This is a genomic window from Caulobacter sp. FWC26, assembly GCF_002742645.2.
In the GTDB taxonomy this organism is placed as follows: Bacteria; Pseudomonadota; Alphaproteobacteria; order Caulobacterales; family Caulobacteraceae; genus Caulobacter.
The window spans coordinates 3,232,671-3,244,761 of sequence record NZ_CP033875.1 but is presented as its reverse complement, the minus strand read 5'-3'; the positions used below and the strand labels follow the sequence as shown (position 1 = coordinate 3,244,761).

The window sequence follows — 12,091 nt, the reverse complement described above, 5'->3', positions numbered from 1 at the left end:
GGGTGGCGGAGATTGACTCGCCGCCGCCGCTCCCCCATAAGCCACCGCTTCAACCCGCCGGCTCGCCGCGCGGGGCGATACCTTTATGACGGATTGACCCGACGCCGCCGTTGCAATCGCACCCTCTCGGGGGAGCCGGCCCGGATCGTTTTGAAAGACTGACTATGTCGAAGCGCCATAGCGCCAAGTACAAGATCGACCGCCGCATGGGTGAAAACCTGTGGGGCCGTCCGAAGTCCCCGGTCAACTCGCGTTCGTACGGCCCGGGCCAACACGGCCAGCGTCGTAAGAGCAAGGTTTCGGACTTCGGTCTGCAGCTGCGCGCCAAGCAAAAGCTGAAGGGCTACTACGGTAACCTGACCGAGAAGCAATTCTCGCGCACCTACGAGGAAGCCGCCCGTCGCAAGGGCAACACCTCGGAGAACCTGATCGCCCTGCTCGAGTCGCGCCTGGACGCCATCGTCTATCGCGCCAAGTTCGTGCCGACCGTGTTCGCCGCCCGCCAGTTCGTGAACCACGGCCACGTGACCGTGAACGGCAAGCGCGTGAACATCCCGTCGTACCGCTGCAAGGCCGGCGACGTGATCCAGGTCCGCGAAAAGTCGCGCAACATGGCTCTGGTCCTCGAAGCCGTCGCCTCGAACGAGCGTGACTTCGCCGAGTACGTCTCGGTCGACGCCAAGAGCCTGTCGGCCACCTTCGTCCGCGCTCCGGAACTGTCGGAAGTTCCGTATCCGGTGAAGATGGAACCGAACCTCGTCGTCGAATTCTACGCTTCGTAAGCGTCGGATCCGAACAGATACGGAAAAGGCCCCGGAGCAATCCGGGGTCTTTTTTGTTGCGCAAAGGTCTTGAACCGCGTCGCGAGGGACCCTAATTGCGGTTCAGCGGGACCGGGCCCCTCTGGCGAGCAATGCAAGTGCTCGTGATGTCGGACCGCATCGGGTGTTCTCGATGTCTGGGTCCGGCTGCCTAGCCCCCCTCCCCAAAAGGCGCCGCCTGTCGTCGAGAACACCCGAGCATCCTTTTTGGACCGGAGGTTCCGTATGCCGCTTCTGATGTGCCCCAACTGCGACGCCTCGATGCAGGCCGTGCAACGCGCCAGCGTCGAGTTCGACATGTGCCCGCGCTGCCGGGGCGTCTGGCTGGACCGGGGCGAGCTTGAGAAGCTGATGGCCATGGAGCGCGACGAGACCCAGGCGATCTACGGTCAGCCCAAACCCTACAGCCGTCCCGATCATCATCACGATCACGGCCACCACGGCCACAGCGGCAAGCGTCACGACGATGACGACTACCGTCGCCACGGCTCCTATGGCCATCACAAGAAAAAGCGCTTCGACCTGTTCGACATCTTCGACTGACGAAAGACGATGAACCACTTCAAGACCTACATGCTGCTGGCGGGCCTGACGGCCCTGTTCATGGGCGCCGGCTTCCTGATCGGCGGCGCGACCGGCATGATGATCGCGCTGGTCTTCGCCCTGGCCATGAACGCGTTTTCGTACTGGAACGCCGACAAGATCGTGTTGCGGACCTATGGCGCGGTCGAGGTCGACGAGACCCATCCCGAGCCGCTGATCCGCAACTATGTGATCGACACCGTCGAGATGGCCCGCTCGGCCGGCCTGCCGCGTCCCCGCATCACGGTCATCGACAGCGCCCAGCCCAACGCCTTCGCCACCGGCCGTGATCCTGACCACGCCGCCGTGGCCGCCAGCACCGGCCTCTTGCAGCTTCTGACCCGCGAAGAGATCCGCGGCGTCATGGCCCATGAGCTGGCGCACGTGAAGAACCGCGACACCCTGGTGATGACCGTGACGGCGACCATCGCCGGCGCGATCTCGGCCCTGGCCAACTTCGCCTTCTTCTTCGGTGGCTCACGCGACGAAGAGGGCAATGGCGGTGGTCTGGGCGGGCTGGTCGGCGCGATCCTGATCGCCATCCTGGCCCCGATCGCGGCCATGCTGGTCCAGATGGCCATCAGCCGCGCCCGCGAATACGAGGCCGACCGGATCGGCGCGCAGATCGCCGGCGACTCCGAGTCTCTGGCCCGCGCGCTGGAGAAGATCGAGGCCTATGCTCGCGGCGGCTACGAGAACGTCCAGGCCGAACGCAATCCGGCCACCGCCCACATGTTCATCATCAACCCGCTGGCCGGGAAGGGCGCCGACAACCTGTTCTCGACCCACCCGGCGACCCATAATCGCGTCGAGGCCCTGATGCGCCTGGGTGTGGAGCGCGGCGCGCGTCGACCGACGGCGGTTTCAGCGGCGCCCTCCAGCGTTCCGCTGAGCGGCGGGTCGCATGACGCTGGTCCCTGGGGCTAAGGCCTCAGGGTTTCGGCGCGGCGCCGTACTCCCAATCCCAAGGCGAACCGATGTCGCCCAGCGCCGCCTTGACAACCGCAGGGATGATCCGCTGACCGACGCCGCTATTGGTCAGAACGACGACGCAGCGCTTTTCTTTGGTTACACAGGTCATGTGGTTGTCGGTGATGTCGTTGTGGCCGCCCTTGTAGAAGGCGCGGCCTCTCGGCCCGTCGAACACCACCACCCCGATCCCGGCTTGCAGCCCGATCCTGGCGTTGTCGGGATTATCGCGGATCAGAAACGGCGGAAACTGGCTGCGGCTGACGATCGGAAAGCTGCCCTTGTCCAGTTCCGCGCGGGTCTTGGCCGACAATCCCCATCCTGAGACCATGGCCGCCGCCAGCTTGCCCAGGTCGGTGATCGTGGTGTCCAGCGATCCAGCCGCCTTCACGCTGGAGCGATCGTCGTGGGCCTCCCACCGGCCGTCGGCTTGCTGACCGTCGGCGAGGTTCTGCTTGAAGTCCTCCCTCCAGATCATGCTCGAGTTCGTCATGCCCAGCGGCTGGAACAGGCGGCGGTTCATCTCGTCGCCGACCTTGAGACCCAGACCCTCTTCGATGATGAACTGGGCCAGATTGATCCCCTCGTTCGAGTAGGCGTACCGAGTCCCCGGCTCGAGATTGAAACGAAACCGGTTTTCCGGGTCATAGAACCGCTGGTCGGCGAGGCCGGAACTGTGGGTGAGCAGGCGCCGCAGCGTGATCGTCTTCCAGCGCTCGTCCACGCCAGGTCGGCGTATCTGGGATAGGCGGGCAGGGGCTTGGGCAGGATCTCGGCGACCGATCTATCAAGGTCGACCTTGCCGTCATCGGCCAGCATAAGCACGTAGTAGCTGAACGCCGCCTTGGTGATCGAGGCGGCGTACATGATGGTGTCTGGCGTCAGCGGGTCGCCGGCGGCGTTGCGGACGCCCTTGGTGACAACGTGGGTGACCTTGCCTTTCTCGACGACAGCCACGGCGACGCCGGGGATCTTCTCCGCCGTCATCAGCCGTTCGATTTCCTTGTCCAGCACAGGCTGTTTCGGGGCGGCGGCAGCTGGAGCGACCATTGCAGCGGTCGCCAAGGCGGCGAAAAAGCCCAAAGCCTGGCGCACGGCTTGTCGTCCCTCGAAGGCTGGCCATGAAGCCAGCGGTGAGCGATCTTGGGCGCAACACGGTGGTTCGTACAGAGGGTGATGAGCAGCGTCGCTTCGCGCAGAGGTGTTTTGCTGGCCGGGGCGGCGATGGCGCTGGCCGGGTGCGCGACCACGCCGGCGCTGACCTTGGCGGGAGATGATCGTTATCCCGAGCTGGAGCCCTTGATCTCGGTCACGCCAGGTCGTGACGCCCTGACGGTGCGCGTGCGGTCGCAAGGCTGCGCCAGCAAGGCCGATTTCGTGTTCCGAGTGGACCGCGATCGGAGCCGCGCGGTGGTCGCCTTTGCGCGTCGGCGACTTGAGACGTGCAAAGGTCCAAAGGGGGAGGTCGCCCTTAAGTTCAGCTACGCGGAACTGGGTCTATCGCGGCGAGATCGGATCATCATCGCCAACCCTATCGCGTCCAAGTCCTGACGCCGGCGCGCCTCAGCCCTTCGGCGTGAAGCGCTCGATCATCCAGGGCAGCACGCGCGCCGGGCGCTTGGCGGCGATGTCGATCAGCACCCAGTCGGTGCGCGCCTGGGCGCACATCTCGCCGTCCGGACCGTCGATGCGGACGTAGCGCTCGAAGCGCGGGCCCTTCAGTTCGCCAACCCAGGTGTAGCCGGTGGCGATCTCGCCGGGCAGCAGTTCGCGACGATAGTCGACCTCGTGGCGACGGGCGACCCAGCTCCAGGGCGCGCGTTCCTCGGGCGAGGTCCAGGCGTCCCAATGGGTGATGGCCAAGTCCTGCGCCCAGCCCAGATAAACCACGTTGTTGACGTGGCCGTTGGCGTCGATGTCCGACGCCTTGGGCGTGAAGGTCAGGGTGTAGGCGTCCGACGGCGGGACGAACAGGCGGCTCATGCCGAGGCGGCCGGCTTTAGGCGGCGATGACGCCCTGTTCGGTCAGGAAAGTCTTCAGCTCGCCCGACTGGAACATCTCACGGACGATGTCGCTGCCGCCGACGAACTCGCCCTTTACATAGAGCTGCGGGATGGTCGGCCAGTCGGTGAAGGTCTTGATGCCTTGGCGCAGATCGTCATCCTGCAGCACGTCGACGCCGACGAACTCGACGCCCAGGTGATCCAGAATCTGCACGACCACCGACGAGAAGCCGCAGCGGGGCTGGTCCGGCACGCCCTTCATGAACACCACCACCGGATGGTCGGCGACGGTCTTGGCGATGAAGTCCAGGGCGGGGGAGGCGGCGGCGTCGGTCATGGCGAGTTCCTAGGCGAAGCCTGTCAGCTAGGCGCCGCGCGCGCCGGGGTCAAGGGCGACGGGCCGCCTTCTCGCGTTCCTGAGCCGAGAAGCGGGCCATCTCGATCTGAGCGCAGACGCCGGTGGGCAGATCGCGCTCGACGACCTCGGCGAGACGCTCGACCTCCTGGCGGGTGTCGGCGGTGATCCGCACGGTGGCCAGAGACGGTTCGGTCAGGGCGTAGCCCAGGCAGATGTCCTCGCCGCTCCAGCCCGGGGTCTTGCTCAGGAACTCATAGCCGCCCACGTCGGCCAGCGGGTCGGTGCGCCGTTGCCAGAACGAGGGGCGGCGCGGCGCCTGGTCGGCGAGTTCGCGCAAGGCCTGCGGCCAGAAATCCTCGCCGATCACCGCGAAGTTGTTCTGCGAGGCTAGGCGGATGCGATGGCGCTCCGCCCAACCCGAAGACAGGTTGTAGGGCGACGACACGGCGGTCACCAGCCCGTTGGCCAGCAAGCCTGGATGGATATCGCCCCGGCTGGCGATGCCTAGTCCGCCCAGGGCCCGCGCGCTCCACAGGGCCTGGAGGCCGGCCTCGAAGTTCATCGGCAGCGACGACGCCTGCGGATCGTTGATCAGGAGCAGATCGAGATAATCCAGCCCAAGGCCTTCGTAGGCCCAGCGGCGCAAGCCATCCAGGGTCTGCTGGCCAAGCTGGTTGGAGTCCTGACGCACGCGCCACGTCAGGAACAGCAGCCTGCGCTCGACGGATGCGAACGCCTCGCCTACGCCTTGCAGCATTTCGGGAGCGTCGCCGTCGATCTGGAAGCTGTTGATGCCGTTTTCCAGCGCCGTGAACACCAGCGCGCGCCAGTCGCTCGCCCGCAGCCGCGAGCTGTCGGCCAGGCGCAGGGTCAGCGCCGACACCGCGATTCCCGTGGCTCCGAAGGGGCGATAGCGCAAGGGGCGGCGGCTCCTTACTCGGCGGGCGCGGCGGTTTCGAGGGCCAAGGCGTGTAGGGTTCCGCCCAGCACGTCGGCCAAGGCCTTGTTGACCAGTTGGTGCTGGCGCACGCGCGGCAGGCCCTTGAAGGCCGACGAGGTGATTCGCGCTTTCCAGTGATCGTTGTCGCCGACGAGGTCGGTCAGCACGATCTCGGCGTCCGGAAAGGCCGCGGTCAGGCGGGCTTCCAGTTCGGCGTGGGACATGGGCACGGGAACGACACTCCGATCCTTGAGCGGCCTATGTGGCCGAGATTCCTTAAGAACGGCCATACACGCCGTCGCGACCTGACAGCGCTTGTCATAAGCGCACTTGTCGTATGGGCCGAGAACTAATTGAACATCCTGTGTGGTGCGGGGCATGTAACCGCCATGACCCTTTCCCGCCGCCCGCTGAGTCTGCTTGTCGCCGCCGTCATGGCCTTGGCCTCGCCCGCCTGGGCGGCCCCGGGCGACAAGGCGCTCGAGGATGTCCGTATCCTGTCCGCCGACGACATGCAGGGACGGGGCGTCGGTTCGCCCGGATCGGAGAAGGCGCGGGCCTACATCCTGTCGCGGTTTGCTGAGATCGGCCTCTCGCCGGCGGGGCAGTCTTTCGAGCAAGGTTTCGACTTCACCCGGCGCGACGGTTCGACGGTGCGCGGCGTCAATCTCGTGGCGCTGATCAAGGGCAGCAAGGCGGGCAAGGCGATGGTCGTCACGGCTCACTACGACCACCTGGGGCTCCGCAACGGCGAGACCTACAACGGCGCCGACGACAACGCCTCGGGCGTTGCGGGTCTGCTGGCGGTGGCCGAAGCCTTCAAGGCCAATCCTCCGACGCACGACGTGATCCTGGCGGTGGTCGACGCCGAAGAAAGCGGCCTGCGCGGCGCGAGGGCCTTTGTCGCCGCGCCGCCTGTTCCGTTGGAGGCGATCGCGCTGAACATCAACTTCGATATGCTCAGCAAGAACGCCAAGAATGAGCTCTACGCGGCGGGCGCCTCGCCCAATCCCGCGCTGCGCCCCATCCTAGAGAGCGTCGCGGCGACGGCTCCGGTGTCGCTCAAGCTGGGCCACGACACCAACGCCGACGGCGCGCACAACAACTGGACCAACCAGTCCGACCACTACGCCTTCGCGGAGAAGGGCGTGCCGTGGGTCTATTTCGGGGTCGAGGATCACGCCGAGTATCACAAGCCGGCCGACGACTTCGCGACGATCCCTCAGGACTTCTTCAAGCGCTCGATCGCCACCGTGGTCCAGGCCAGCCTGGCGTTGGAGCGCGGACTGGATAGCCTGGCTCCGCCGGCCCGTCCCTGAAGCAGGCCTTTGGGCGGGGCGTCCTGGCGCGGCTGATTGTCGCCGGTCTGGTTTAAGGCGTCACCTGTCCTTAATCTGAGTATCGTCTTCTAGCGTGAGACGTTCTCAGGAGCCTGACGATCATCTCGCCGGCCATCAGAGTCCGACTTGTTCGCGCCGCGCCTGCGGCGTGCCTGATCGTGGGCGTCGCCATGGCGCTGGATTTCATCGTCAATATCCTGCTGCTGAACGATCCCCAGGCCTACGTGCCCGTCACCACCCTGGTTCTCTCGCTGATGATCGCCGCGCCGCTGGCCTACTGGCTGGCCAGCCAACGCGCGCGCCTTGACGCCATGCATGCCGACCTCCGGGCCAATGTCGAGGCCAAGCAAAAGGCGATCGAAGAGGCCGAGGCGGCTCTCGCCAAGTATCGTGAGATTGACCGGCTCTACCGGCTTTTAGGCGACAACCTGACTGACCACGTCGCCCTGTGGTCCCCCAAGGGCGAAAGACTCTACAGTTCGCCGAGCATCGCGCGCATCAGCGGCTACACGCTGGAAGAATTCATGGCGTTGCCGCCGCAAGCCATGGTCAGCGACGCCGATTTCAAGCGCGTGCAGGGCATCATTCGCGGCCTTACTCCCGGTGCCGCGCCCGTCAGCACCGACTACGAAAGCATCCGAAAGGACGGCTCGGTGATCTGGCTGGAAAGCACCTACTCCCTGCTTGGCGACGGATCGGGAATCCTGCTGGTCACCTCGCGCGACATCACCGAGCGAAAGCGCCTGGAGCTGGATATCGCCAAGGCTCTGGAAATGGCCGAAGCGGCCTCGGCGGCCAAGTCGGACTTCCTGGCCAACATGACCCACGAGCTGCGTACGCCGCTGACCGCAATCATCGGCTTCGCCGAAGTGCTGCGCCGCTCGCGCAACCTCGACAAGACCGCCACCCGGCAGGTCGGCCACATCCTCGAGGCCAGCAACACCCTGCTGAGCGTCGTCAATGATGTGCTGGACTTCTCGCGCCTGGAGGCCGGCGGCCTGGAGCTGGACCCAGCGCCGTTTGACCCGGCCGCCATGGCCTCATCCTGCGCCGCCCTGGTGACCGAGCGCGCCGAGGCCAAGGGGCTGACCGTCGATGTGAGGGTTCCGCGCGATCTTCGGCCGATGAACCTGGATGGGCCAAGGCTCAGCCAGGTGCTGCTGAATTTCCTGTCCAATGCGGTGAAGTTCACCGCCAACGGCGCCATCACCGTGGCCCTCGTTCAAACGGTCGAAGGGGGTGAAGCGGTTCTAGGGGCCGAGGTGACCGATACTGGCATTGGGATCGCGCCGGAACACCGCGAGAGCATCTTCGACCGCTTCTCGCAGGCCGACGCGGCCGTCTCGCGTCGTTTCGGCGGGACGGGCCTCGGCTTGGCGATCTCGCGGCGGATCATCGAGCGGATGGATGGCCGCATCGGCGTCGATAGCGTCGAAGGGGAGGGGTCGACCTTCTGGTTCGAGGTGCGCGGACCACTCGCCGAGCTGCCGACCCAGGAGGCCCAGGACACCTCGCCCCTCAACGCCGACGCCGATGTGCGGTTGCTGCTCGTCGAGGACAACGTCGTCAATCGCGAGCTGATCTGCGCGATGCTGGAGCCCTTCGGCGTCGCCGTCGAGACCGCTAATGACGGCGTGGCCGGCGTTGAGGCGATGCGCCAGGGGCAGTACGACCTGGTGCTGATGGACGTGCAGATGCCCGTCATGGACGGCCTGACCGCAACCCGCGAGATCCGGGCCCTGGAAGGCGCGCGCGGCGTCTCCACCCCGATCATCGCCATGACGGCCAATGTCCTGCCCGAACAGGTCGCCAGCTGCCTGGCCGCTGGCATGGACGACCACCTGGGCAAGCCGATCAGCCCGACGAAGCTGCTGGAGGCGGTGGCGCGGTGGTCGGGGCGGTCGCACGCGGCTTAAGAGCCGCCGCGTGCTCCCCAATCGATGCTTACGCCTTCGGCGCGTTCATGTAGCCCGGCAGCCAGGCCTCGTGCGCCGTGCGGAGGACTTCCAGCGAGACGCTGAACAGGCCGTCCGACGCGAACGCCTCACCGCCGGCGACACCGGCGATGTTGGCGTGCACGCCAACGTCTTTGGCCGCTTCCAGCACCGCGTCCGGGTCGGGCGTGGCGATCAGGTAGCGGGCCTGGTCTTCGCCTAGCAGATAGGCGTGGGCGTGCGCTTGGCTGGTGGCGTTCAGGGTAATCCCGACCTTGCTGGCCAGGGCCACGTCGGCCGCAGCGACCAGCAGGCCGCCGTCGGAAAGGTCGTGGACGCCGGCGACCAGACCCGAGCTGATCAGGCCGCGCACGAAGTCGCCGTTCTTGCGCTCCAGAGCCAGGTCGACCGGCGGCGGGGCGCCGTCCTCGCGACCCAGGATTTCGCGCAGGTAGATTGAGGCGCCGAGCTCGCCTCGCGTGGCGCCGATCAGCACCAGCGTATCGCCCTCTGCCACATTGCCGAAGCCGGTGCGTAGATCGTAGTCCTCGAGCAGGCCCACGGCGCCGACGGTCGGGGTCGGCGGAATGGCGACGCCGTTGGTCTCGTTGTAGAGCGACACGTTCCCCGACACGACCGGGAAGTCCAGCGCGCGGCAGGCCTCGGCCATGCCGTCGGTGGCGCGGACGATCTGGCCCATGGTCTCGGGCTTTTCGGGGCTGCCGAAGTTCAGGTTGTCGGTGATGGCGATCGGCAGGGCGCCGGCGGCCGTCAGGTTGCGCCAGGCTTCGGCCACGGCCTGCTTGCCGCCCTCGTAGGGGTCGGCTTGGACGTAGCGCGGGGTGCAGTCGCTGGTGACCGCGATGGCCTTGCCGGTGTCGTGGATGCGGACGATGCCGGCGTCGCAGCCGGTGGCGCTGTCTTCCAGCGTATCGGCCATGACGTGGCGGTCGTACTGCTCCCACAGCCAGCGCTTGGAGGCCATGTCCGGGCAGCCGATGATCTTCAGAACCGCTTCGTTCCAATCGATCGGGGCCGGGATGGCGGCCGGGTCGAGGCGCGGCTGCAGCGCCGGTTGCACCCACGGGCGGTCGTACAGCGGCGCGTCGTCGAACAGCGGGGCCAGCGGCACGTCGCAGACCGTCTCGCCATGATGCTTGAGCACCAGGCGGCCGGTATCGGTGGTGTAGCCGATGACGGCGGCGTCCAGGCCCCATTTTTCGAAGATGGCGTGACCATCCTTCTCGCGGCCGGGCTTCAGGACCGCCAGCATGCGCTCCTGACTTTCCGACAGCATCATCTCATAGGCCGACATGCCCTCTTCGCGCTGCGGGACCATGTCCATGTTCAGCTCGATGCCGACGCCGCCCTTGCCGGCCATCTCGACCGACGAGGAGGTGAGGCCCGCCGCGCCCATGTCCTGGATGGCGGCGACCGCGCCCGTGGCCATCAGCTCAAGGGTGGCCTCGATCAGGAGCTTCTCGGCGAAGGGGTCGCCGACCTGGACGGTGGGGCGCTTCTCCTCGGAGTCCTCGGAGAACTCGGCCGAGGACATGGTCGCGCCGTGGATGCCGTCGCGGCCGGTCTTGGAGCCGAAATAGACGACCGCCAGACCAGGACCCGGGGCGGCCGAATAGAAGATGCTGTCAGCCTTGGCCAGGCCCACGCACATGGCGTTGACCAGGATGTTGCCGTTGTAGCCCTTGTGGAAGTTGGTCTCGCCCGCGACCGTGGGTACGCCCACGCAGTTGCCGTAGCCGGCGATGCCGGCGACCACGCCGTCGACGAGACGCTTGGTCTTCGGATGGCTGGGATCGCCGAAGCGCAGGGCGTTCAAGAGCGCGATCGGCCGCGCGCCCATCGTGAAGACGTCGCGCATGATGCCGCCCACGCCCGTCGCCGCGCCCTGATAGGGCTCGATGTACGAGGGGTGGTTGTGGCTTTCCATCTTGAAGATGATCGCGTCGCCGTCGCCGATGTCGATGACGCCGGCGTTTTCGCCCGGGCCGCAGATCACGCGCGGCCCGTCGATCGGGAACTTCTTCAACTGGTTCTTCGAGGACTTGTACGAGCAGTGCTCGGACCACATCACCGAGAAGACGCCCAGCTCCACCAGGTTGGGCTCACGGCCCAGGCGCTTGAGGACAACGTCATATTCGGCGGGTTTCAGGCCGAACTCGGCGGCCATCTCGGCCATGGGCTTTTGGGGCGTGCTCATGGGCGCGCCTTCTAACCCGGTCGATCAGATTCCGCCACAGGCGTCAGGTGATTACCGGCCTATCGCTTCGGAGAGGCCTGGCTTTCCTTGGTCTGGCCGGCGGCCTCATCCCACTGGGCCTTGGCCATGGCGATCCAGCCGTCGACGACGGCGCCGCCCTTCTCGACCGAGCCCATACGCAGAGAGACGCCGATCATCACCGCACCGAACAGGGCCAGGAGCACGACCAGCGTGCTGATCAGCGGATGCGGGCCGGAACGCTTGCGGCGTCGCGACCAGACGGGAACGCCGCTGACATAGGTCTCGGGAAACCGAAACTCGGGATCGGACATGGTCTCGTTAACTCTGCGCGTCGAGAAGGCTCCCGCCGCAGCCCCCCAGTTTCTTGCTCACGGTCAAGCTGTTGCGCATCGGGGCGAAATGTTCCAGGCGTCTCGCCCAAGCGGTGCGGCTTAACCTTAACCCTCCCGCCTTAGGCGAAGATCTTCGCGCGCCAGGCCTTTAGCAAGGCGATCCATTCCGCTGGGCAGGCTTCGCTACCGGGCGCGCCCATGATCCTGCTGCGAGCGAGGCCTGAGGGTGAAAAATCTCGAAAAAACGGAAGCTTAGCCGCACTAAGGCAGCTTGGCCGGAGGAACGCTGTCCACGCGAGGCCGTTCGTCTTTCGTGCGCTTCAAGCGCGCGGCACGCAACGGAGAAGCCTGATGGCCGAAGAGAACCGCAATCCTCAGCAACAGCAGAACGATCCGCAGCGCCAGACGCCCGGTCAGCAACAACAGCAGAAGGGCGGTCAGCAAAAGACCGAGCAGGGCCGCAATCCAGGCGGGCAGGACAACCAGCAGGACGAAGCCCAACGCGGCGAACGCTGACGGCTCCTCTCTCGGCGTAAGAAGGGCCGGCGGTTCGACCGCCGGCCCTTTTTCGT

At 66.2% G+C, this 12,091-nt stretch carries 13 protein-coding genes and 2 pseudogenes; 7 read left to right on the top strand and 8 right to left on the bottom strand.

Going from position 1 to position 12,091, the window contains the following annotated elements; genetic code table 11:
• Window positions 1-164 precede the first annotated feature (164 nt).
• The 3 genes from rpsD (at window position 165) to htpX (ending at window position 2,330) form a co-directional block, all read left to right on the top strand.
• Complete coding sequence (gene rpsD / locus CSW63_RS17065; protein WP_010920368.1) at window positions 165-782, top strand: 30S ribosomal protein S4; 618 nt, start codon at window positions 165-167, stop codon at window positions 780-782.
• Window positions 783-1,046: 264 nt separating this feature from the next.
• Window positions 1,047-1,364: a zf-TFIIB domain-containing protein gene (locus CSW63_RS17060; RefSeq protein ID WP_062093473.1), complete on the top strand. Its 318-nt coding sequence runs from the start codon at window positions 1,047-1,049 to the stop codon at window positions 1,362-1,364.
• 9 nt (window positions 1,365-1,373) lie between these two features.
• The gene (gene htpX, locus CSW63_RS17055; RefSeq protein ID WP_062093474.1) at window positions 1,374-2,330 is read left to right on the top strand and encodes a zinc metalloprotease HtpX; all 957 of its coding nucleotides are present in this window, start codon (window positions 1,374-1,376) and stop codon (window positions 2,328-2,330) included.
• A gap of 4 nt (window positions 2,331-2,334) precedes the next feature.
• Here the strand turns inward: htpX and CSW63_RS17050 are convergent, their stop codons facing one another.
• Both CSW63_RS17050 and CSW63_RS24015 read right to left on the bottom strand, forming a co-directional pair.
• The gene (locus tag CSW63_RS17050; protein ID WP_255357731.1) at window positions 2,335-3,096 is read right to left on the bottom strand and encodes a serine hydrolase; all 762 of its coding nucleotides are present in this window, start codon (window positions 3,094-3,096) and stop codon (window positions 2,335-2,337) included.
• Window positions 3,097-3,179: 83 nt separating this feature from the next.
• Window positions 3,180-3,359: pseudogene (locus CSW63_RS24015) on the bottom strand (serine hydrolase); the annotation flags it as partial.
• Between the two features lie 189 nt (window positions 3,360-3,548).
• Between CSW63_RS24015 and CSW63_RS17045 the strand changes: the two are divergent.
• On the top strand, window positions 3,549-3,923 hold the full coding sequence (locus tag CSW63_RS17045; protein ID WP_062093475.1) for a hypothetical protein: 375 nt from the start codon (window positions 3,549-3,551) through the stop codon (window positions 3,921-3,923).
• A 12-nt stretch (window positions 3,924-3,935) separates the two neighbouring features.
• Here CSW63_RS17045 and CSW63_RS17040 read toward each other — a convergent pair whose 3' ends face one another.
• Genes CSW63_RS17040 through CSW63_RS17025 form a run of 4 tightly spaced genes read right to left on the bottom strand, consistent with a single transcriptional unit; the run spans window position 3,936 to window position 5,904 of the window.
• The gene (locus tag CSW63_RS17040; protein ID WP_062093476.1) at window positions 3,936-4,355 is read right to left on the bottom strand and encodes a thioesterase family protein; all 420 of its coding nucleotides are present in this window, start codon (window positions 4,353-4,355) and stop codon (window positions 3,936-3,938) included.
• A 16-nt stretch (window positions 4,356-4,371) separates the two neighbouring features.
• Window positions 4,372-4,713 (bottom strand): Grx4 family monothiol glutaredoxin, encoded by a 342-nt coding sequence (gene grxD / locus CSW63_RS17035; RefSeq protein WP_062093477.1) that lies wholly within the window; start codon window positions 4,711-4,713, stop codon window positions 4,372-4,374.
• A gap of 49 nt (window positions 4,714-4,762) precedes the next feature.
• The gene (locus tag CSW63_RS17030) at window positions 4,763-5,653 is read right to left on the bottom strand and encodes a hypothetical protein (RefSeq protein ID WP_062093478.1); all 891 of its coding nucleotides are present in this window, start codon (window positions 5,651-5,653) and stop codon (window positions 4,763-4,765) included.
• Window positions 5,654-5,667: 14 nt separating this feature from the next.
• Window positions 5,668-5,904, bottom strand: coding sequence for a BolA/IbaG family iron-sulfur metabolism protein (locus CSW63_RS17025; RefSeq protein WP_062093479.1), 237 nt, complete (start codon window positions 5,902-5,904; stop codon window positions 5,668-5,670).
• Between the two features lie 159 nt (window positions 5,905-6,063).
• Between CSW63_RS17025 and CSW63_RS17020 the strand changes: the two genes are divergently transcribed.
• Together CSW63_RS17020 and CSW63_RS17015 are read left to right on the top strand one after the other, a co-directional pair.
• On the top strand, window positions 6,064-6,993 hold the full coding sequence (locus CSW63_RS17020) for a M20/M25/M40 family metallo-hydrolase (RefSeq protein WP_062093480.1): 930 nt from the start codon (window positions 6,064-6,066) through the stop codon (window positions 6,991-6,993).
• 122 nt (window positions 6,994-7,115) lie between these two features.
• Window positions 7,116-8,930: an ATP-binding protein gene (locus CSW63_RS17015; protein ID WP_082749292.1), complete on the top strand. Its 1,815-nt coding sequence runs from the start codon at window positions 7,116-7,118 to the stop codon at window positions 8,928-8,930.
• 28 nt (window positions 8,931-8,958) lie between these two features.
• Here the strand turns inward: CSW63_RS17015 and purL are convergent, their stop codons facing one another.
• Window positions 8,959-11,166, bottom strand: coding sequence for a phosphoribosylformylglycinamidine synthase subunit PurL (purL, locus tag CSW63_RS17010; protein WP_062093481.1), 2,208 nt, complete (start codon window positions 11,164-11,166; stop codon window positions 8,959-8,961).
• Window positions 11,167-11,258: 92 nt separating this feature from the next.
• Window positions 11,259-11,498 (bottom strand): annotated as a pseudogene (locus CSW63_RS17005) (hypothetical protein); the annotation flags it as partial.
• Between the two features lie 372 nt (window positions 11,499-11,870).
• On the opposite strand from CSW63_RS17005, the gene CSW63_RS23440 reads away from it, so the two are divergent.
• Window positions 11,871-12,035 (top strand): hypothetical protein, encoded by a 165-nt coding sequence (locus CSW63_RS23440; protein WP_168193680.1) that lies wholly within the window; start codon window positions 11,871-11,873, stop codon window positions 12,033-12,035.
• Window positions 12,036-12,091: the final 56 nt, after the last annotated feature.